This is a genomic window from Deltaproteobacteria bacterium (assembly GCA_030654105.1).
In the GTDB taxonomy this organism is placed as follows: Bacteria; Desulfobacterota; SM23-61; order SM23-61; family SM23-61; genus JAHJQK01.
Genome location: JAURYC010000105.1, coordinates 1 through 20,851, shown reverse-complemented (window position 1 = coordinate 20,851; position 20,851 = coordinate 1). Strand labels below are relative to the sequence as shown.

The 20,851-nt window shown below is 50.6% G+C and carries 21 protein-coding genes and 2 tRNA genes; 19 read left to right on the top strand and 4 right to left on the bottom strand.

Going from position 1 to position 20,851, the window contains the following annotated elements; all coding sequences use genetic code 11:
- Window positions 1-291 precede the first annotated feature (291 nt).
- Together Q7V48_04075 and Q7V48_04070 are read left to right on the top strand one after the other, a co-directional pair.
- Complete coding sequence (locus Q7V48_04075; protein MDO9209912.1) at window positions 292-1,050, top strand: hypothetical protein; 759 nt, start codon at window positions 292-294, stop codon at window positions 1,048-1,050.
- Window positions 1,051-1,066: 16 nt separating this feature from the next.
- The gene (locus Q7V48_04070) at window positions 1,067-2,245 is read left to right on the top strand and encodes an MFS transporter (GenBank protein ID MDO9209911.1); all 1,179 of its coding nucleotides are present in this window, start codon (window positions 1,067-1,069) and stop codon (window positions 2,243-2,245) included.
- A gap of 227 nt (window positions 2,246-2,472) precedes the next feature.
- Here the strand turns inward: Q7V48_04070 and Q7V48_04065 are convergent, their stop codons facing one another.
- On the bottom strand, window positions 2,473-2,796 hold the full coding sequence (locus Q7V48_04065) for a hypothetical protein (GenBank protein MDO9209910.1): 324 nt from the start codon (window positions 2,794-2,796) through the stop codon (window positions 2,473-2,475).
- Between the two features lie 39 nt (window positions 2,797-2,835).
- Between Q7V48_04065 and Q7V48_04060 the strand changes: the two genes are divergently transcribed.
- From Q7V48_04060 to Q7V48_04020, 9 genes are all read left to right on the top strand, one after another.
- Complete coding sequence (locus tag Q7V48_04060; protein MDO9209909.1) at window positions 2,836-3,255, top strand: tripartite tricarboxylate transporter permease; 420 nt, start codon at window positions 2,836-2,838, stop codon at window positions 3,253-3,255.
- 51 nt (window positions 3,256-3,306) lie between these two features.
- Window positions 3,307-3,552: a hypothetical protein gene (locus tag Q7V48_04055; GenBank protein MDO9209908.1), complete on the top strand. Its 246-nt coding sequence runs from the start codon at window positions 3,307-3,309 to the stop codon at window positions 3,550-3,552.
- 235 nt (window positions 3,553-3,787) lie between these two features.
- Complete coding sequence (locus tag Q7V48_04050; GenBank protein MDO9209907.1) at window positions 3,788-4,525, top strand: (Fe-S)-binding protein; 738 nt, start codon at window positions 3,788-3,790, stop codon at window positions 4,523-4,525.
- On the top strand, window positions 4,525-5,955 hold the full coding sequence (locus tag Q7V48_04045; GenBank protein ID MDO9209906.1) for a lactate utilization protein B: 1,431 nt from the start codon (window positions 4,525-4,527) through the stop codon (window positions 5,953-5,955). Before Q7V48_04050 ends, Q7V48_04045 begins: the two co-directional genes overlap by 1 nt.
- A 37-nt stretch (window positions 5,956-5,992) precedes the next feature.
- The gene (locus Q7V48_04040) at window positions 5,993-6,664 is read left to right on the top strand and encodes a lactate utilization protein C (protein ID MDO9209905.1); all 672 of its coding nucleotides are present in this window, start codon (window positions 5,993-5,995) and stop codon (window positions 6,662-6,664) included.
- A 106-nt stretch (window positions 6,665-6,770) separates the two neighbouring features.
- Entirely contained in the window at window positions 6,771-8,006 is a 1,236-nt protein-coding gene (locus tag Q7V48_04035) for a lactate racemase domain-containing protein (protein MDO9209904.1), read from the top strand.
- A gap of 125 nt (window positions 8,007-8,131) precedes the next feature.
- On the top strand, window positions 8,132-8,404 hold the full coding sequence (locus tag Q7V48_04030) for a UxaA family hydrolase (GenBank protein MDO9209903.1): 273 nt from the start codon (window positions 8,132-8,134) through the stop codon (window positions 8,402-8,404).
- Window positions 8,401-9,561, top strand: a complete 1,161-nt coding sequence (locus Q7V48_04025; protein MDO9209902.1) for a UxaA family hydrolase — start codon at window positions 8,401-8,403, stop codon at window positions 9,559-9,561. The genes Q7V48_04030 and Q7V48_04025 overlap by 4 nt, the downstream gene beginning before the upstream one ends.
- A 151-nt stretch (window positions 9,562-9,712) precedes the next feature.
- Window positions 9,713-10,285, top strand: a complete 573-nt coding sequence (locus tag Q7V48_04020; GenBank protein ID MDO9209901.1) for a flavodoxin family protein — start codon at window positions 9,713-9,715, stop codon at window positions 10,283-10,285.
- 492 nt (window positions 10,286-10,777) lie between these two features.
- Here Q7V48_04020 and Q7V48_04015 read toward each other — a convergent pair whose 3' ends face one another.
- Complete coding sequence (locus tag Q7V48_04015) at window positions 10,778-12,022, bottom strand: FAD-dependent oxidoreductase (GenBank protein ID MDO9209900.1); 1,245 nt, start codon at window positions 12,020-12,022, stop codon at window positions 10,778-10,780.
- A 125-nt stretch (window positions 12,023-12,147) separates the two neighbouring features.
- Between Q7V48_04015 and Q7V48_04010 the strand changes: the two genes are divergently transcribed.
- Entirely contained in the window at window positions 12,148-12,993 is an 846-nt protein-coding gene (locus Q7V48_04010) for a DUF3108 domain-containing protein (protein ID MDO9209899.1), read from the top strand.
- Here Q7V48_04010 and Q7V48_04005 read toward each other — a convergent pair.
- Complete coding sequence (locus tag Q7V48_04005; GenBank protein ID MDO9209898.1) at window positions 12,935-13,531, bottom strand: HDIG domain-containing protein; 597 nt, start codon at window positions 13,529-13,531, stop codon at window positions 12,935-12,937. The two genes, Q7V48_04010 and Q7V48_04005, sit on opposite strands and share 59 nt — an antisense overlap.
- Before the next feature lie 423 nt (window positions 13,532-13,954).
- On the opposite strand from Q7V48_04005, the gene tig reads away from it, so the two are divergent.
- From tig to Q7V48_03970, 7 genes are all read left to right on the top strand, one after another.
- Window positions 13,955-15,289, top strand: coding sequence for a trigger factor (tig, locus tag Q7V48_04000; GenBank protein MDO9209897.1), 1,335 nt, complete (start codon window positions 13,955-13,957; stop codon window positions 15,287-15,289).
- Complete coding sequence (gene clpP / locus Q7V48_03995; protein ID MDO9209896.1) at window positions 15,286-15,885, top strand: ATP-dependent Clp endopeptidase proteolytic subunit ClpP; 600 nt, start codon at window positions 15,286-15,288, stop codon at window positions 15,883-15,885. The genes tig and clpP overlap by 4 nt, the downstream gene beginning before the upstream one ends.
- 18 nt (window positions 15,886-15,903) lie before the next feature.
- Window positions 15,904-17,160 (top strand): ATP-dependent Clp protease ATP-binding subunit ClpX, encoded by a 1,257-nt coding sequence (clpX, locus tag Q7V48_03990; GenBank protein MDO9209895.1) that lies wholly within the window; start codon window positions 15,904-15,906, stop codon window positions 17,158-17,160.
- A gap of 185 nt (window positions 17,161-17,345) precedes the next feature.
- Window positions 17,346-17,618, top strand: a complete 273-nt coding sequence (locus tag Q7V48_03985; protein MDO9209894.1) for an HU family DNA-binding protein — start codon at window positions 17,346-17,348, stop codon at window positions 17,616-17,618.
- Between the two features lie 101 nt (window positions 17,619-17,719).
- Window positions 17,720-17,793: transfer RNA gene (locus Q7V48_03980), tRNA-Val, on the top strand.
- 2 nt (window positions 17,794-17,795) lie between these two features.
- Window positions 17,796-17,873: transfer RNA gene (locus tag Q7V48_03975), tRNA-Asp, on the top strand.
- Between the two features lie 81 nt (window positions 17,874-17,954).
- Window positions 17,955-19,349, top strand: a complete 1,395-nt coding sequence (locus tag Q7V48_03970; GenBank protein MDO9209893.1) for a radical SAM protein — start codon at window positions 17,955-17,957, stop codon at window positions 19,347-19,349.
- A gap of 8 nt (window positions 19,350-19,357) precedes the next feature.
- Here Q7V48_03970 and Q7V48_03965 read toward each other — a convergent pair.
- A partial coding sequence (locus Q7V48_03965) for a transglycosylase SLT domain-containing protein (protein MDO9209892.1) occupies window positions 19,358-20,851 on the bottom strand: 1,494 nt, incomplete at its 5' end.

The window sequence follows — 20,851 nt, the reverse complement described above, 5'->3', positions numbered from 1 at the left end:
GCTGTTCCGTAAGTTATTTTTATTCTTTATGAATGGCTCAAAGATGTCAATCGGGCCATTTCCGGAATTTATGCCACATCTCAGGACTTGTCAAATGAAAATAAGCTCTGGACGAGGTCAGGTCTCAACAATCACCACTATACGCAAGCTTTCAGAAGATGATGAATAGGATGGTCAACCTTTCTGCCGTTTCATTTTCAAGATCAGGTTAACAGTCATTGACAAGATGACAATGAAAGTTATAAATTTCTTTTCTGCTGAATCAACAGAATCTATAGGAAAGGGGGCTTCATGAGCAAGGGAGTGAAAACCGATTTAGAGTTAACCATCCAAAATAGGCAGTTCACCATCGAATCGGGCGGCGACCTTTTTGGTGTTGCTTCTCCCGAACCCCTGGCCGCCGCGCCCCCGGGGTTCCGTCCCCAGGATATCTTGCCGGATTGCCGGGCAGTCATCGTAGTGGGGAAAAGACTCTCGGATGCCACCGTGGAAACCACTCCCAGCCGATTGTTTGATACGATGTATTTCGCCATCAACAGCTTTCTGGACCAACTGATTCTCAAGATCACGGACATCTTGGTCCGGGAAAAGTACAAGGCCATAGCCATCGGGCCCCACTCATTGGACGGCAAACGATTGATGGGAGACATTTCCCAAAAACACGCGGCGGTGGCCGCTGGCCTGGGAAGATTCGGGCTGCAATCCCTGGTGCTTACTCCCCAATTCGGCCCCAGACAACGTTGGGGGACAGTGATCACCGACGCGCCGTTGAAACCCAATCAACCCTTGAAGAAAGAACTCTGTAAGCCGGATCAATGCGAGTACGCTTGCATAAAAAGCTGTCCGGCGCGAGTGTTTTCAGAGCGCCGTAGGGAAGGAATCACGGATGCGCCTTTCCTTCCGGGAGGGTTGTGGTACTACTGGAATATCGATAAATCCGCCTGCAGTACCTACCGGGTGAATCAAAAAAAGGAGCTGGGCTGGGTTACAGAAGGAGGACATGCCTGTGCCATCTGTCTAAAGGTATGTCCGGTGGGACTCAAAAAATAATCGGAATTTTTCCGCGATGAACTTCAAGATTCTTATCCTGCTTATCGCCGGACATTTTGTCACCGATATCAATACCGGCGCCCTCCCGGCCTTTCTTCCTTTCATCAAGGACTCTCTTAGCCTCACTTACACCATGACCGCCTTGATTATTCTGATTTTTAATGTGACTTCGTCGGTCATCCAGCCTATCTTTGGATATTTTTCTGACCGCTGGTCTACCAGGTGGCTCCTTCCCGCCGGCCCCTTCATCGCCTCTCTGGGGCTGGGCCTCTTGGGGTTGGGCCCTTCTTATGCCTGGATTTTGTTCTTCGCGTCTTTGAGTGGAGTTGGACAGGCCAGCTACCATCCCGAAGGATTTAAGACCGTAAACTTTTTGAGCGGTCAGAAGAAAGCAACGGCAATATCCCTCTTTCATTTCGGAGGAAACCTCGGTTTCGCCGCAGGGCCGATTCTGGCGACTTTGTTCTTCACTCACTTTGGCTTAAAAGGCTCGCTTTGGTTTGTTCTTCCCGGAATCGCCATGTTGGCTGTTTTTCTTACCACAAAACGCTGGAGGATTAAGGTGAGCCCTCCGGCCCTGAACGCCAAATATTCATCGGATCCCGGTACTTCCCGGCGAAGGTTTCTTTCCATGGCCTTACTTTTACTGGTCGTAGTCCTCAGGTCGGCGACGCGCCTTAGCCTCTTGACTTTCGTTCCTTTTTATTTCATTAAAATTTTAAATCACGATCCTTTGGTCGCCGGGAAGTATCTTTCTGTCTTCTTGCTGTGCGGAACGGTCGGCGTCGTAACCGGGGGTCCTTTGGCCGACCGTTTCGGCTACAAACGGACTGTTCTCTTCAGCCTGGGGTTGACTTCGGTCTTCCTCTATCTCTTCTTTTTTACGACGGGCGTGATTTCTCTGATCTTTTTTGCTATCGCCGGTTTGTTCATCATTTCCTCCAACGCTGTAACCATGGCCATGGGCCAGAGTTTCATGCCTCATAATGTTGGTATGGCCTCTGGGTTAATCCTGGGACTGGCCATGGGAATTGGCGGGATTGTAACCACAGCCTTAGGTTGGGTAGCCGACAACTTTGGCCTACCTTTCACCCTCCAAATCTCCTTTATTCTGCCGCTCTTTGCCTTCCTGACTTTCTTATACCTCCCCTACCCTCCGCCAGATCAGCCTTCCACTTCCAGTCCATCCCCATAGCTTAAAACCTTGTCCCCTGAAGTCGACCCAAAATACTGACTCCGCGCTTTTACCAGAATAATTTGAAAAGGCGGATAGAAAAATTTAGAGAAAGCGTGCCTCCTAAAAAACATGGTTAAGACCCAAGATTAGCGAACCAGGTAGGGCATTCCCTCCCAATGCGGAATTCGGATTGCGGAATGCGGAATAAAGATCGTACAAGGAAAGTTCCGGCCTCTGAGGTCGGGTCAACGAACCAGGTAGGGCATCTTCACCTCGAGGGCTTTCACCGGGCATTCGATTTCGCACGGCAAACAATACCAACAGGTCTTATTCCACTCCGCCGCTCGCCCGCAACTCAGACAACGTTCTACTTCTCTCTTGGCAGCCTGCGGGGAGAGGACTTTTTCGGTTTCCTTATTCAATCTCCTTTGGGCCACAGGAACCCGCTCCAACTCTCTTCTCGGACCTCCTTTGGCTCGGGCCGAATCGACTTCGTATTCCTTGACATAAGGTCCGCTCCAGAATCCCCTACTCCAGCGCAGTCCATCGCCCCTGAGGAACCGGTCCACGGATATGGCTGCCTCCTGGCACGACCCCAACGCAATGTGATGCTTCTCATTCTCAACCTCCCCCTGGTAGGGTTATGGGCCAAAATGGTCGCGGTTCCTTATTACATCATGGGGCCGATGATCCTCCTCTTCAGCTTCATCGGGGCCTTCAGCGTGCGGAACAATTTCTTCGATGTCTGGACCGCCCTTTTCTTCGGGATCCTCGGTTACCTGATGGACAAAGTAAACGTCCCCACTACTCCCATGGTCCTCTCCCTGATCCTCATTCCCATGCTGGAAAGCGCTCTCCGCCAATCCCTGAGCATGGCCGCAGGGAGTCCGGTGTTATTGTTTACCCGGCCTCTGACCCTGATTTTTCTGATCGCCGGTGTTCTCATGACCATTTTTTCTCTCTACGCCCGTTATCGGAAACCGAAAATAAAAGAATATCTCCTGGGAGATAAGGAAGAGGCGAAGTAAAAGGAAGTATTCCAATATTCCAAATTCTAATCATTAAAAGGAGGTAAAGAAATGAAAAAGTCTCTCTGGCTGTTTTCTTTTTTCGTTCTGATTTTAGCCATTTTGCCCTGTCCCGCTCAATCCGCTCCGGCTTATCCCACCAAGCCTATCGAAATGATCATCGGCTTTGGCCCCGGAGGTGCCGCGGATGTTACCGCTCGCCTACCTCGGCCCAAAAGAATTTTGGGAATTCATGCAGGAAGAATACAAAAGATACCTGCCCCTGGCCATCAAGATGGGGATCCGAAAATGATCTAAAGACTTCTTTTGGGAAGCATATCCTTTTCATTATCACTTTCTGTACCTCATCTCCGGGGACGCCGAGCAGATTGTGGCGTCCCCGTAGCTGCCAAAAGCTATCCAGGGAGGCTCTTATTCCTACCGCTTTTTTATCCTTGACCATTCTCCTTTTTTTTTGCTAAGTTGAAACCTCATAAAACCATGAACCCTCAATAAAAGTTGCTTATCCCTATTCTGTTAAAAGGAGCATACGATGAAAAATGTTTCCTTATTCATACCCTGTACGGTTGATCTTTTCTTGCCCCATATCGGTGAAGCCACCGTAACCCTGCTACGCCGGTTGGGGATCAACCCTGTATATCACGAAGAGCAGACCTGCTGCGGCCAGCCGGCCATAAATGCCGGTTATCAAAAAGAGGCCCAAAAGGCGGCCAAGCATTTTATCAAGGTTTTCGGGGACGATGAACAAGTAGTTAGCCCCTCCGGATCCTGTGTCTGCACGGTGAAGTATCACTATCCAGAGCTTTTCGAGAATGAGCCGGAATGGCGCAGGCGGGCAGAGGAACTCGCCCCCCGGATGTTTGAACTTTCACAATACCTGGTGGACGTCCTGAATGTAGAAGATGTGGGGGCCTCCTTTGCAGGTAAGGTTACCTATCATGAGTCCTGCCACATCCTCCGTGGCCTTGGGGTTTCCGAACAACCTAAAAAACTCATCAAGGCTGTGCAAGGGACCCAGCTGGTTCCCCTGAATGCGGCCGAATCCTGCTGCGGATTTGGGGGCGAGTTTGCCAACAACTTTCCCGACATCTCCGAATCCATGGTAAAGGACAAGGTGGAAAATTATTTGTCCAGCGGCGCCGATCTTTTACTCCTCTGCGAACCTGGCTGCCTCTTGAATATCGGGGGATTCCTCAGCCGCAATCACCCCGGAAAAAAAGCGATGCACCTGGCCAACTTTCTGGCCCCCAACGGAAGGGAGGGACAATAATGGAAATTCAAACCGAACAATTTACCGCAGCGGTCAAAAGAGAACTGCAAAATGCCCGTTCCCGCGCCTTCCTGAAGGTAATGCCCCCCGTTCTGAATATGAAGCGGGATATCGGCCTCAGTACTTTTCCCAATATCGATGCCGCTCAAGCCTACGGGGCAGCCATCCGTCAGGAGGCGATGGCCCGGCTGCCGGAACTCCTGGAGGAATTCGAAAAGAACGCTCTGGCCAATGGAGCCAAAGTTTTTTGGGCTCGCGACGCCAAAGAAGCGAATGAAACCATCCTGCAGCTGGCCAAGGAACGGGGGGTCAAGTATGTAACCAAAGGGAAATCCATGGTCACTGAGGAAATGGGCCTCAACGAAATCTTGAGTAAAAACGGCATAGAACCCTGGGAAACTGACCTCGGGGAGTTCATCGCTCAGCAATTACATCGCCCTCCATTCCACATCGTGGGTCCGGCCATCAATGTCGCGGTGGAAGAGGTGTGCGACCTTTTTATGGCCAAAGCAAACATGAAGGAGCCGACATTAGACCCGGTCCAGTTGGGCTACGCGGCCCGGTTATTCCTCAGGGACAAATTTCATCATGTGCAGATGGGGATCACCGGAGTCAACATGGCTGTTGCCGAAACCGGAACGATTATCAACGTGGAAAATGAAGGGAATATCCGCCTCACCAAATCCTCCCCCAAAACCCAGGTATCGGTGATGAGCCTGGAAAAGGTGGTTCCCACCATGAAGGATGCCCTGCATATGATCAGGCTCCTGAGCCGGAATTGCACCGGCCAGAAACTCACCGCCTACGTATCGATGGACAGCGGCCCCAAGAAAAAAGACGAAATAGACGGGCCGGCAGAACTTTTTATTCTCATAATCGATAACGGCCGGACCAAGATTTATCAGGATCTGAAAGCCCGGGATGCCCTGCGCTGTATCCGCTGCGCCGCCTGTTTGAACATCTGCCCGGTTTACGGACAGATCGGTGGATACGCTTATGGCTGGGCTTATTCCGGTCCCATGGGTCAGGTCCTAAACCCATTGCTCTTAGGATTGGACCGGACCCAGGACCTCTACCGGGCCACCACCCTTTGCGGGGCATGCAAAAGCGTGTGCCCCGTAGGGATTGACCATCCCAGCATGTTCCTTTATTACCGGTCCAAAGACGTGCTGGGTGACCCTTACTGGAAAGGGAAAAAGCGTCCCAGTTCAGAAAAGCGTTTTTTCAAAGCCTGGATTTCGGCGGTAACCCGGGCCTGGCTTTGGAACCTGGGAATCCGCATGGTTCGCCCCCTCATTAATAAAGATGCTCATGACGGGGTAATCAGCAAAATGAAGGGACCTTTCCAGGGGTGGTTCAGGACCAGAGACTTACCGGCCATGGCCGCAAAAACTTTCCATGATCGGTGGAAGGAAATTAAAAAGATATAGCCTTTTCCTTTAGCCTTAATTTTATATGGAGGAAGAAATGGAACACAGTGCCCGCGAAGAAATACTCCAAAAATTGAAAACCGCTCCGAAGCAATCCTTATCCCCGCGACCGGATTTACCTCCCTTGAGTGAACTCTCTATGACCCAAGAAGAAATGATCCATAGATTTACCGAGCGCCTCGTGGAGGAAACCGGGGTCGTCTATCGGGTGCAGAATAACCAGGGAGCCTTGGAAAAGCTGGCTGAAATCGCCCGAGCGGAAGGCCTGAAAAAGGTGATGGTCTCAACGGATGATGTGTTAGCCACGCTGGACCTGCCGGCATGGGGCAAAAGAAACGATGTGACCGTCATGACCCCCCACGATTTTCCGAATCGGGACTCCTTTCGGGATGCGGTTTTCAACGAAGCCCAAGCCGGAATCACCGGGGCCGATTTCGCCGTGGCCGAGTCAGGAACTCTGGGCCTCATTCATAACAAAGATCAGGCCCGGCTTGTGTCCCTGGCCCCGATTCTGCACATCGCCATCGTGCCAGTGGAGAGGATGAATCCAATCTATGAGCGAGTGGTGGATCAAGTATTCGGTAACCTCAAAACCCTGCCAAGCCAATTCTTATTTATCACCGGGCCAAGCATGACGGGCGATATTCAAGGTGTCCTCTTCAAAGGAATGCACGGGCCGAGGAAAGTGATCGTAATCCTGGTAGGATAACCAACAGCAAAGAGCAAAGAGCATAGAGTAAAAGAGTAAAAGGGGCAAATCCTCCATGGTTTTTACGCTATGCGCTTTGCGCTTGGCCAATTCTTTAGGAGTATATATGCAAAAAGTCTCCATTCCATCCCGCCTCTGGTATGAGAATAAGGAATGGGAATTGACCTTCCCGGACCACTGGCAGGTAGACAATCTTAACCCGCCCGGGTTCGAGAAGGCTGGCCTCACCTCCGGGCAAATTAGAGAAAAGATCCATCATCCTCTCTCAGGGCCTACCCTTGAGGAAATGGCCAGAGGAAAGAAGCAAGTAGTTATCGTCTTTGACGACATGACCCGTCCGACCCCGGTCAAAGACGTTGCTCCTCATATCTTAGAATCCCTCCATGAGGCCGGGTTGAAGAAAGACCAAATTCGCTTCCTGTGGGCCCTGGGCGCTCACGGAGCCTTTGATATGACCAACGCTCGCAAAAAATTGGGGGAGGAGATCACGGAAAATTATGCCATACACAATCATGATCCCTTCCAAAATACTGTGCGCGTGGGAAGAACACCAACCGGGGTAGAGCTCTGTTTTAACCGTGAGTTTATGGCTTGCGACCTAAAAATCGGGATTGGATGTATCACTCCCCATGTCCACGTAGGGTTCGGGGGAGGTGCCAAAATCGTTCTTCCTGGGGTGGCGGGAATCGAAACGATCAATCAGTTTCACAATCAGCTATACAGAGACAAAGGGCGCACCGGCCTGGGTAATTTTGAAAATAACATCATGCGCGCCGAGTGCGATGCTGCGGGGGATGCGGTGGAATTGAATTTTAAAGTTGATTGTCTGGTCAACCGCCGGGGACAGATTACCAACCTGTATGCCGGACTTTTCCAGGCCACTCACGCTGCCGGCGCGGAAGAGGGAAGAGAACACTATGGAGTTCCCCACGCCAGCGGATATGACCTGGCCATCTGTAATGCTTATGGCAAGGCCAATGAATCGGCCATCGCCCTGCTATTATCCTTAATGCTCCTGAAACCCCGTGAAGGAACGGCCGTGCTTATTTCCGATGCCCCTGAAGGGCAGGTTCCCCATTACGTGATGCGGGCCTGGGGGAGTGAATACGGCGGCCGCCATTATACCCCCCGGGCTAAGGGTTTTCTGCAGAGGCTGATGAGGAAGCTAATTGTCATGGCCCCCTACCCAGACCGGACGAGCCTCGACTTGATCAGCCATAGCGATGATGCCATTTTCGTCAAAACTTGGCCAGAGGTTCTGGCCATTTTGGAAAAAGATTTCCCCAACAAGGCCAAGGTGGCCGTAGTTCAAGATGGGACCATGCAGTACCTGAAGAAATAAGACGCCATGCGCATGGCGCATGGCGGAAGAGCGGTTTTAAATTAATTTGGCCACGGATTTCCACGGATAAACGCAGAAACAAAAAAGACGCTATGCGTATTTTTTCTTTGGTTGTAGGAGGCAGGATGAAAGAAAACGCCCTCTTGATTCATCCCCGCGATAATGTCGCGGTAGCCTTACGAACCTTGAAAGCGGGAGAACAAGTCATGGGAACGGGACTGGAACTGTTTTCAGTCTTGGATGAGATACCGGCCAGCCATAAGATCGCCCTGCGGGATATTCCTGCGGGGGAAGAAATCATCAAATACGGGGAGACCGTAGCTGTAAGCACCCGGTCCATCAGAAAAGGAGAATGGGTCCATACTCACAACCTGGAAAGCAAAAGGTGGAAGAAATGAGCGAGATTACTGGCTATGAGAGAAAAAATGGAAAATTCGGCATCCGCAACCATGTCCTCGTTCTACCCACGGTCTCCTGCGTTAACGGGGTTATCAACCACATATCCCGGGAAGTACCCGAAGCCGTTTGTGCCCCCCATCCTCATGGCTGCGGAAGAGGAGGGCCGAGGGATACGCAAATTCTTTTTCGAGTCTTGGCTGGCATGGTTCATCACCCCAATGTCGGGGCTGTGGTACTGATCGGCCTTGGCTGTGAGAGATCCAACACCAAAAGTTTACGGCCTTTCATCGAGCATGCGGCCAAACCCATCGAGATTTTCAACGTGCAGGAAGAAGGAGGTTCTTTGCCAACGGCCCAGAAAGGAGCCGCAGCGGCCCGCCGGATGCTGGCGGAGATCAGCGGGCAGCCGCGGGTACCCTTGACCTGGAATAAGCTTCTGGTCTCCATGGAATGCGGTGGTTCCGATGCCATGTCCGGAGTAACAGCCAACGTGGCTTTGGGAGCCGTCTCAGATTGGCTGGTGGAGAAAGGAGCCACGGTTATTTTTGGAGAAAATACGGAGATGATCGGGACCGCTCACGTACTGGCAAGACGGGCCAAAAATAAGGAGGTTGCCGGTAAAATTGAACAGATGGTCCAGCAGGCCGAGCAAAGGACCCAGGATATTATGGGCAATCTGGCCAGTTGGGTTATTTCACCTGGGAATATGGATGGAGGCATGAGCACGATCGCGGAAAAATCTATGGGCTGTATCTTCAAAGGGGGATCAACTACCATCAACCAAGTCGTCGATTATGGAGAGTGGCCCACGGAAAAAGGGTTGATCTTGCAGGACGGGCCGGGCTATGATGGAGATTCCATGGCCGGTTTGGCGGCCAGCGGTTCCCAAATCATGTTCTTCTCCACCGGCCGCGGAACCCCGGCAGGCTTCCCAGCTGTCCCGGTGATTAAAGTGGCCAGCAACTCCAGGGTTTATGGGGCGATGAAGGTTGATATGGATGTCAACGCCGGCGGGCTGATTGAAGGAAAATCCCTGGAAGAACTGCGGGGGGAGATGTTGGATCAGATGATTCGCGTCATGAATGGGGAAAAGACCAAAGCAGAACTTAACGGCATGGACGTTTTTACCTTCATGACCGTAAAACCGCCCTTTTAGCCTTACCCTTATTTAAAGTGCATCACCTTTGGTCATCATTCCCCTTTACAATTTTTTTAAATAGGATTGAGCGCAGGTGATGTAAATGTTATGTTACGTTACGTAATTTAAACTGAAAAAAGCTCTCCAACGAAAAATGACAGGAGGAATTATGAAAATAACTTGTGTGCTCGGAAGTCCGAGGTCCAAAGGCAACAGTGCTGTCCTGGCGAAACGCTTCTGTGATACCGCCGAGAAGCTTGGCGCCCAGGTTCAAACCTATGTCCTGAATGAACTCCATTATCAGGGCTGCCAGGCGTGCATGGCCTGCAAAACCAAAGCGGACAAGTGTGTTCTCCAGGATGACCTGACCCCGGTTTTGGAAAGCGTTCGGGAAGCCGATGTGCTGGTCATGGCGACCCCCGTCTATCTGTGGGATGTCGCCAGCACTCTCAGGAGCTTTATTGAACGGACCTACTCCTATTTTGTTCCCGATTTTCACACCAACCCGAATCCCAGCCGCCTTTCCCCCGGCAAAAAGCTCGTCTTCATCCAAACGCAGGGACAGCCCAGCGAAAATCTGTTCGCCGACCTTTTTTCCCGGATCGAGCCTATTTTCAAGCGATACGGATTTACCAGCAATTATCTCATCCGGGGGTGCGGCTTACGTAAATTGGGTGAGGTGGAAGGGCGGGACGAGGTCATGAAACTGGCCGAGGAGACGGCCAGAAAAATAATCGCCTAAAAATCGTTTTCCACCGGCAGGTACCGGCCGGAGCTTACTGAAGATGAGGAGAGAGAAGTTGGTCCACCCGCCGAAAAAGTATCCCCACGGTTACCTGGACATTTATGCCTGGATGGTCTCCTCCGCAGCTCAAGGAGCGGTGATGAAAGCCTGACTGAAATGGCTCCTTTTTTAACCCTTTAACCTTTTGGAGTTCGATATGAGATGGGGATTCCGGAAGGTGATGCTATGAAGCCTCTAACGGTGCTCTTCATTCACCATTGGAGGCTTTTGAATTTTGGGGTGCAAAAAATGGTTGCTTCAACAACGCTTTTCTCTCTGCACCTGGAAGTGTCCCATAAACTTTTTATTCCCTGAGCGGGAAGGAATTGTGCGAGCAACCGATGACTTTGACGATTGGTGAAAGTAGTTTATGCGAAAACCGTATAAGACCCCAGAATGGGAGCCTCGTAGATGGAAAATAATTGTATTACAATAGGTTAACGATCCTACCTACTTTAGTTTTGAAAAGTCAAACGTTTGGTTACCCAGGCTCCCCTTGAAAGACGAAACGTTTTTTTGCAATTGAATTGCCTTTTGGATTTCGTCACTTCCCCGGATATCTCCGAATAGAATTGCTCCCACGATCATATTATCCTTCAAGACCAATTTCCGGTAGGTCCTTCTGGCTTCATCTTTCATAACGATCGCTTCCATCTTTCCGTCGGGGTCAATCTCTCCTGCGGCCACCAAATCAATCCCTACCACCTTGAGGGAATTGGAAGGTACCGTCCCCTGGTATTGCAGCTCTTGCCCTGCCATGTTGGACCCGGCAATTCTTCCCTGCTCCATGGATGCCGGCCAAATCCCATAATATCTCCCTCTATGCTCCACAAGATCCCCGGCAGCGAAAATCCCTTCCAGCCCAGTTTTCATCCAATCATCTACTTTGACCCCTTTGTCAATTTGTAGGTCCAAAGATTTTTTTAAGGCCACTTCTGGCCGGACCCCCGCGGAAATTAATACCATTTCCGCGAATAATTTCTCCCCTCCTTCCAGGCAAACCCAAAGGCCATCTTTTTCGGGAATAATTTCTTGGGTCTTGGCCCCCAGGTAAAAGTGAAAACCCATTTCCTCCATCTGGCTTTTGAGGAGGGCAGCTCCGGCAACATTCATTTGTCGCGGAAGAAGTCTTGGAAAAAACTCCACCACAGAAACTTCCAACCCAACTTGGCGCAAGCCGTTTCCTGCCTCCAGGCCGAGCAGCCCGCCGCCGATCACAACCGCTTTTTGGCATTGTTGAGCCCTCCGGCGAATGCGTTCGGCGTCATCAATCGTCCGCAGCGTATAAACCCCTGGGGATTGTGAACCCGGAATCGGGGGGAGGAAACTGTTTCCCCCGCAGGCCAGCAGGAGCTTGTCATAGGAAAATCTCCTGCCGCTCTTGGTGACAACCGCTTTTTGCGGGGCTTCGACCTCAACAATCTCGGCGGCTAAATGGAGTTCTATTCGGTTTTGGTCATACCACTTCTCGTTGTGGATCGTAAAATCTTTCACTTGCTTCCGCCCGGCTAAATATTCTGGTAGCGCCGGCACATAATAAAAATAATATTTTTCCTTGGAAAACATCAAAATGTTTCCCTGAGAATCGATTTTCCGGATGCTTTCTGCCGCCGAGTTGCCCGCCACCCCATTCCCGATGATCAGATAGGTTGTCAGCTTTTTCTCCCGGGTTGATTGATGTTTTTTATTATACAACAATAATTCTAACTTAACACTGATTTTGAAGCTTGGCGAAGGGAAGATCTTAGGAAATTTTCTTGACAGATTTTCATACCCCTCTTAATATTTTTATTGAGGGCAATAAGGATTCTGCGGCTATGATGCAAAAAGTCAATTTCATTACCTCCTTTTGGCTTTTCCTTTTCTCCCTTCTTCCCGGTATTTCCTTGGGGGAGAGTACGGCGGATCCAATTGGGCAAAGGTTTTCCGGAGAAGTATTAAAATACGAAGTAGGGTTCTGGATATTTTTTCCAGTCGGAGGAGGAATGGCCGATTTCCGTAATTTGGGAAACGGTAAATATATGGTTTTCCACGAGGGCAAAGCGGAGGGGTTAGTGGGATGGCTCACCCGTTATCGGCGGGAAGTTTATCGTTCCACGATGGGCACGATCAATAATGGCCAGAGACTGATCCCCCTTCGTTTTGAGGAGAATTCTATCATCGGGGAATGGTTCCGCAAAAAAACCACAATGTACGATTATGCTGCCCACAAGGTATTCATCGAGATTGAAAAAGAAGGGGAGAAAAACCGGGAAGAGATGGGAATTCCCCCCGGGGTCTTCTACGACGACCCGGTGACAGCCTTTTATAATTTCCGTTTTGGGGTGTACGGCAAAGTAGAACCAGGAAAAGAATTCATTTTACGGACTTCGCCCAGGAAAGGGAAAGAGACGATCCGTTTGAGCGTGGCCTCGAAAGAGGAAACCGAAATCAAACGGGCGGAGGAAACCGATAAATCGGGAAAAGACCTCTTCGTTCGGATTTTTTTAAATAGAGAAATGTGGGGCCAAAAAAAGGGGGAGCTGGAAATCTGGTTTAGCAGAGAACTCATCCCGATCTCAGGGGTGGTCAAAGATGTCCGCTTCTTCGGTGATGTTAAGGGCAAGCTTACTTATCACGGCTTGATGAACTTTCCGGAGAGGCTTGCTCCCCCCTCGGGAAAGTAGTAGGCTGAAGGGAAATAAGGGATTCTGGTTTAATGGAAAGTTTCTCAAAGATGCGCTTCTCCAGCGCCAGACTCCTTTTCTCCAAATCTTCTAACCAGGAAAGGGCTGCAGGGTTTTTTCCGTATCGTTCCTTGAGGTCCTGGAAACGTTCCGCCAGGGATACCACTGAAGTGTGTTGAACGCGTTTATCGGCATAATGTACCACCGCCGCTTCGGTGATCTGATTTTGGGGGGTTCCATCATCCAAAACTACATGTTGGCGGACGATTTCAGCTACCTCGGGATATCCTAAACGTCCGAGCAAGATAGCCCCGGCTTGCGAATGCTTTTCCCCTGTATGCAACCCCTCCATCTTGGCAATATCGTGAAGGAGAGAACCTGCTTCCACCTCCGCTTGATCCAATTTTTCTCCCTGCTGATTGAGTTCCTGGCAGAGGTGAAGGGCAACCCGGTGGACCACACGACTATGTCGGATGATATGTTCAGGAACCTTATAGGCCTGTAAAAGAGCGCAACATTCATTGGGCGTCGGGATCATTCTACCTCCGCGAAGATCATACCATCCTTCTCTCCTTTATGGCAATTGCGGATCGCTGAATTCGGAATGATCATTTAACTTCATTTAACTTTTCCCGTTGGGCAATCAATATTCTGCCCTGGGAAAAAGGGCCTTTCCTTGAATGCCGCCGTCCGGATTCTGAGTTCTACAATAGATAATTGCCATTGACAAATTGCAATAGATAATTTGACTTTTCCTTATAATTTTGATAAATTAATTTAAACTTTTGTTTCACGATCATCGACCGCAGCTCACAGAACTCCAAGAGGAATTACATCACTTTGATTGGAAAGTTGGGAAAGCTTTCTTTCGCGTCTCCTTCCCTGAAGGCAAGGCATTATTCTCTGTGCCCTCTGTGTCCTCTGTGGTAAAGAGATCTATTCATACGTTAACGAGGTGCGCATGAAGGTACAAATCGAAACCATCAGCCCTTATGAAAAAAAAATCTTCTTCGAAATCCCCAGCAACACTGTTTCCGAAGAACTGGAGTCTACCTACCGGGCTTTAAACCAGAATGTAAAACTCAAAGGATTTCGCCCTGGGAAGGTACCCCGGTCTATCCTCAGTCGCTATTATAAAACTAAAATTGAGGAAGAGGTTACTTCCAAGCTGATCGTGGATTCTTTCAGGAAAGCCGTGGAAGAACATCACCTTTTGCCCGTTGCCGAACCCACAGTCCTTGACCGGGTCTTTGAGGAAGGAAAGGATTTTACTTACACCGTTACGGTTGAAGTGAAACCTGAAGTCACGGTCGATAGATACTTGGGGTTGGAAGTAGAGATGCCAGGGGTCAGCATTTCTGATGAGGAAGTCGAAGCCCAGCTCAAAATTCTTCAGGATTCTCATGCCCAACTGAAACCCTTGGATTCACCTCGCCCCATCCAGGAGAAAGACTTGGTCATCCTCGATTTTGAGGGCAGCCTATCTGGAAAGCCTTTAGAGGGATGGAAGGTCAACAACCATCTCGTGGAAGCTGGTTCAAAAACGTTAGTCGGAGATTTAGACCTGCAGTTAATCGGCCTTTCCCAGAGCGAGGAGAAAAACATCCTCATTACTTTACCCGAGAATTATCCCAAGAAAGAACTGGCCGGTAAAGAAATCCATGTCCACCTCAAGGTCAAAGAAATCAAAGAGAAGATCCTTCCCCCTCTGGATGATGAATTGGCCAAAGATGTTGGCGATTACAGTTCCCTCGCCGACCTCAAAGCCCGCCTGCGCCAGACCCTCGAAGAACAGAAAAAAGACCAAGCCCATCAGGCAGCCAAGGGGAAAATCCTCGATCTGCTCATAGAAAAACATCCTTTCCCCGTACCCAAAAGCATGATCGAACGGCAGGTGCAAAACCTCATCTCCAGAGCAGAAATTCGCCTGGCCCGGCAAGGGATGAAGCTCGAGGAAAGCAATCTGGACCGCCAGAAACTCCATGAATCCTTCCAGCCGATGGCCGAAAAGGAAGTACAGGGTAGCCTGATCCTGGAGAAGATCGCTGAGGTGGAAAAATTATCGGTCAGTGAATCCGAATTAGAAGAAAAATTTGAGAAGCTGGCAGCCCAGACCAACCAGCGCGTGGAAGCAGTAAAAAATTTCTACCAAAAAAAAGACCTTGGGGAAGATCTACGGGCGCAAATGCTAGAGGAAAAAACCCTTGATTTTCTGCTGAGCCAAGCTAAAATAATGAGAGGGGGCAATGCCCTTCCAACGACACCGGTAGAGGCTTTTCCGGAGGTAACAGAATGAATCTCATCCCCATGGTTATCGAACAGACCTCCCGGGGGGAACGGGCGTATGACATATATTCCCGTCTCCTGAAAGACCGGATTATTTTCATCGGCACGCCCATCGATGATTACCTGGCCAACCTGATCATTGCCCAGCTTTTATACCTGGAGGCTGAAGACCCCGATAAGGATATTCATATCTACCTCAACTCTCCAGGGGGTTTGGTAACCGCAGGGCTGGCCATCTACGACACCATGCAATACATCAAGCCCAAAATTTCGACCCTTTGTATGGGACAGGCCGCCAGCATGGCTGCCGTGCTTTTGGCGGCTGGCGACCCCGGGAAACGCTATGCTCTTCCCCACTCCCGCATCCTTATCCACCAACTTATGGGCGGGGTTCAAGGACAGGCCACAGACATTGCGATTCACTCCAAAGAAATCCTGCGGATGAAGGACGAAATCAACCAAATCTTGGCCCACCACACCCAGCAGGCTATCGAAAAAATTGAGAAGGATTCGGAACGAGATTTTTTTATGAACGGGGAACAAGCCAAGGAATATGGCTTGATCGACGAAGTCATCTTCAAGAAGGAACTCCCCAAAAGCGGATAGCATAAAAAAGGTTCTGCCATGGTCGATCGAAAAGGACCGGACCGTTTGGGATCGCTCTTCTGCTCCTTTTGCGGCAAAAGCCAGGAGGAAGTGAAGAAGCTCATCGCTGGGCCAGCGGTGTACATCTGCGATGAATGTGTAGCCCTGTGCAATGACATCATTGTCGAAGAAGTGGAGAAAGAAGAATCTGCCCTGCGCAAACTGGCCGTTCCCAAGCCGTCGGAGATTAAGGCCATCCTCGACCAGTACGTTATCGGCCAGGAGCGGGCTAAGAAAATACTGGCCGTGGCCGTTCACAACCACTACAAAAGAATCGATTCTCGCCTGGAACTGGACGGGGTCGAGCTACAAAAATCCAACATTCTGCTGATCGGCCCTACCGGGACAGGGAAAACTTTACTGGCCCAGACCTTGGCCCGTATCCTCAATGTGCCCTTTACCATCGCCGACGCCACCAGCCTAACCGAAGCTGGTTACGTTGGGGAAGATGTGGAAAATATTATCCTCAACCTCCTCCAGGCCGCCGAATTCGACGCGGGAAAAGCCCAGCGCGGGATCGTCTACCTCGATGAGATCGATAAAATTTCTCGCAAATCTGAGAACCCCTCCATCACCCGCGACGTATCCGGCGAGGGAGTTCAACAGGCCCTGTTGAAAATCATCGAGGGAACCATCGCCAACATCCCCCCTAAGGGAGGCCGGAAGCACCCCCAACAAGACTTCATCAAGGTAAACACCCAAAATATCCTGTTTATCTGCGGGGGGGCCTTCGTTGGCTTGGAGCGGATTGTTGAGCAGCGCATCGGGTCTAAGACCATGGGCTTTGGGGCGAACATCAAAAGCCGCTCCGAAAGGCGTCTGGGAGAGTTGCTGGGGGAAGTGCAGCCGGAGGACCTGCTCAAGTTCGGATTCATCCCCGAATTTATAGGCCGGTTGCCTGTGACCGCCACTCTGGATGATTTAGACGAAGCCGCTTTAGTCTCCATCCTGCGAGAACCAAAGAACGCTCTGATTAAACAATACCAAAAACTATTCGAATTTGAGCGGGTCAAACTGCGTTTCACCGACGGAGCCCTCGTGGCCATCGCCAAAGAAGCTCTGAAACGCAAGGCGGGAGCCCGAGGTTTGCGTTCCATCCTGGAATCTATCATGCTCGACATCATGTACGATTTACCTTCGCAAACCAACATTAAGGAATGCATCATTAACGAAGAAACCATTCACCACAAAGAAAAGCCGATCGTCCTTTACGAGAAAAAGGCCGAGTCAGCCTGATAATTTTTTTTCCGCAATCCCGGTGTAGTTGCCCTGGCAATCACCCCCAAGCCCAGGGAGGAGATTGTCCCGCCTTTGGCGGGACTGGAGGAAGGGCAAAGAAGAATTTTCCTTGACAAAAAAAATTAACGTGGTAGAGAATAAATGTTTTTGAATCATCTATTGTAAAAGAGGAGGGCCAGACCGTGACCAAAAGTGATTTAATTAAGGCTATGGCCAAAAAGGCAGGCATTAGCCAATCTGCCGCCGAAAAAGCACTGAAAGCTTTCCTGGGGAGTGTCACTGCTGCCTTGAAAAAAAAGGATAGGGTCACCCTGGTTGGTTTTGGTTCCTTTGCAGTCCTCCGTCGGGCTGCCCGCAAAGGAAGAAACCCTCAAACGGGCAAAGAGATCAACATCAAGGCAGCTAACGTTCCCAAATTCCGGGCGGGAGCTGCTTTAAAATCAGCAGTAAAATGAGGCCTTGGAACCTCCTACAAGGGCTTCCTCGCGCAAAACCCTTCCTCTTTCCTAAAGAATTATGTTATAATTTTTTAAGGTGAGGAAATATTCAATGCTCAGGGCGGATAGCTCAGTTGGGTAGAGCGCCCGCCTTACACGCGGGAGGTCACAGGTTCAATTCCTGTTCCGCCTACCGGGGTCGTAGTTAAGCTGGTCTATAACGCCGGCCTGTCACGCCGGAGGCCGCGGGTTCGAATCCCGTCGACCCCGCCAGTCTGGGCAAGGTCCCTTGTAATCGAGGCTCATTACAAGGGACTTTTTTTAAAAAACCAACTTTTACTAAGGATGTAAAAAATGAACATTTTACTCATCCAGCCATCGCAGGATCGATGTCTCGGCTTCCAGAGCCTGGCTGTTGTGGAGCCGTTAGGCCTGGAGGCAATCGCCGGTAGCATGCCCGAGCACAACGTTAAAATTTTAGACTTGCGCCTGGAAAATCACCTACCCAAAATTCTGCGTGACTTCCAGCCAGACTTCTGCGGGATCAACTGCTCCTTCACCATCGACGTCTACCAGACCCGGGAGATCGCCGCAGGGATCAAAAACTGGCGTCAGGATGTTCCAGTATTTATCGGTGGCCACCATGCCTCTCTTTCCCCCGAAGATTTCTTCTGCCCATCCATCGATGGGGTGGTTTTCGGCGAAGGAGAAAATACCACCCCTGACCTCGTCCGGGCATTGAAGAGCGGAGAAGACCTTCAGACCATTCCAGGGCTAGTCTTGAACCAACCATCGGGTCTTCACCATACACCCGCCCGTCCTTTGATCGCCAACCTCGACGAGCTTCCCATGCCCGCGCGCCACCTCACCCAGCAATATCGGTATCATTACCACCTGGGTTTTCAAAAACCCTTCTCCATCATGGAGACGGCCCGCGGCTGCCCTTACCGCTGCGATTTCTGCAGCGTCTGGAAATTCTTCCAGGGAAAATGTCGGATGATGAGTCCGGAGCGCGTCCTGGAGGAGATTAAAACCATTCGGGATAAGTACATCTTCCTGGCGGATGACAACTTCCTCATCAGCGTGCCCCGAGCCAAGCGCATCGCTGAGCTACTCATCGGGAACAGGATCAAGAAGCGCTTCATGTTCCAGGCGCGCAGCGACGTGATCGTCCAGCACCCCGAGGTCATTCCTCTTCTGAGAAAGGCCGGGTTCTGGAAGGTTTACATTGGATTTGAGAAGATCGATGAAGAGGATCTTGGCCGGCTGAACAAGCACAACTCAGTCCAGAACAACGAGGAGGCCCTGAAGATCCTCCGGGCCCATGGAATGGAAGTCATCGCCGCTTTCATCATCGACCCCTCTTTCCAGGAAAATGACTTCCGGCGACTGCGTCAGTACATTCTCGACCGAAAGCTTTACTCTCCCTCCTTGACCATCCTCACCCCGCTACCCGGCACGGAACTGTTTGCCCGCCTCAAAGAGAAACTGGTCACCACCAATTATGAGCTCTTCGATTACGTCCACGCAGTTCTTCCTACCAAGCTCAAGCTGGACGATTTTTACCGGGAGTTTACCGAGCTTTACAAAGCGGGCTATGCCTGGTCCCAGATCGGCTGGGAAGGAGTGGCTGCCATCTTGCGGAATACTTTTTCCATTTCTCACCTCATTTCCATGAAGCGGGCTGCCTGGGCTGCGGTGGAGCCGCTAAATTACTTGGCTGGCCATGAGCGCAAGGTCTTGTTTTGAAGGACTTTTCAGGAGTCGCTCTTTTTGGAGGGGAACCCGTAAAGCACCCGGTAAACCCGGGCACTGCTGAGCACACGAATTACATAATTTCTCGTTTCCCGATAAGGAATATTTTCGATGAATTCATCTTCCCTAAGCGGTTTTTTTTGGGTTACCCATTCACGGACTGCCTGCGGGCCAGCGTTGTAAGCCGCCAGCGCTAACGCTTCTTTCCCTCCGAATTCCTGCAGCAAATGGGAAAGGTACCAACTTCCAAGGCGCAAGTTCATTTCGGGTTCAAAAAGGAGCCTTTCGGAAAAAGGCTGAAGTCTTAACTGCCGGGCAATCTGTTGTCCGGTGCGGGGAAGGATCTGCATCAACCCTCGAGCGCCGGCCACGGAAAGAGCTTGTGGGTTAAACCGGCTTTCTTCCAAAATGACTGCACTTAGCAGTGCCGGGTCCAGGTTTTGGTTCTGGGCGTACGGGTTGACCCAAGAAGGCTTGCCCAGTGGGTACGCCAAGAGATAAAGGTCCTGATCCTCCTTTAAAGGGCGGCCGGTCAGGGGTTTGAGGCTGAAGTTCCTGCGCACCAAAAGAGCGGAACGATGATATTCACCCGCTTCGCGGTAGAGGCGGGAAATTTCCTTCTGGATTCCCTCAGCCTTTTTCCCTTCCTCCTCGGCAACTTCAAGTTCCTCTATGGCTTGCGGTAATAATCCCAAACGCGCCAGAATTCTGCCCTTTTCTAAGTGCCCACTTTCATATCCGGGAGACGGGCTCTTTCCCTCGATGAGGAGCCCCAAAGGTTGGTCTTGCAGGGGGGCTGAAAATCCTTTCGCGGTCTGGAAAGATTCGCCCCGGTTTGCAGCTAACTGGCTGTAATAAGAAGTTGGGTAGTTTTTAAGAAGTTTCTGAAAATTTTCTTCGGCTTCCTGAGGGCGCTCCATCGCCAGTAAAGCTTTGCCCTTCCAATACAACACCTGCTCTGGCCAGGGAGAATGAGGATGCAGGGTTTGCAAGAAATCCCAAGCTTGGATGGCCTCTCGCAAGTCTTGGTTTTTAAAGAAGAGCCATCCCGATTGCCACATGGCTTGGAATCGTAGGGAGCTCTGGGGAAAACTTTCCGCCAATTCCCGGTAAAGCGCTATGGCTTGGGGGATATCTCCCCGCTCCTCGAAAATCTGGGCTTTCAAGTAAAGGGCCCGGTCCATGAAGGGGCTTTGCGGATAAGTCTTTTGAAAAAGGGAAAAGGTATTGAGGGCCTCTTCTTTGCGCCCCAATCGAAAAAGCGCTCGGGTAGTCCCAAAAAGGGATCGTTCAGCCATCTCCTCATTCCGGGAATGGCCAACCACTAAATGAAAGGCCTCGATGGCTCGCGAATATTGCTTCAGGAAGAAAAGGCACATCCCCCGGTGAAAGTAGAGTTCATCGATCCAGAATTCACCGGCGTAGCTTGGCGGATAGTCCTCAAGAGGAAAGCCTCCAATCTTTTTCATCTCACTCAATGCCGGTTCATAGAGGCG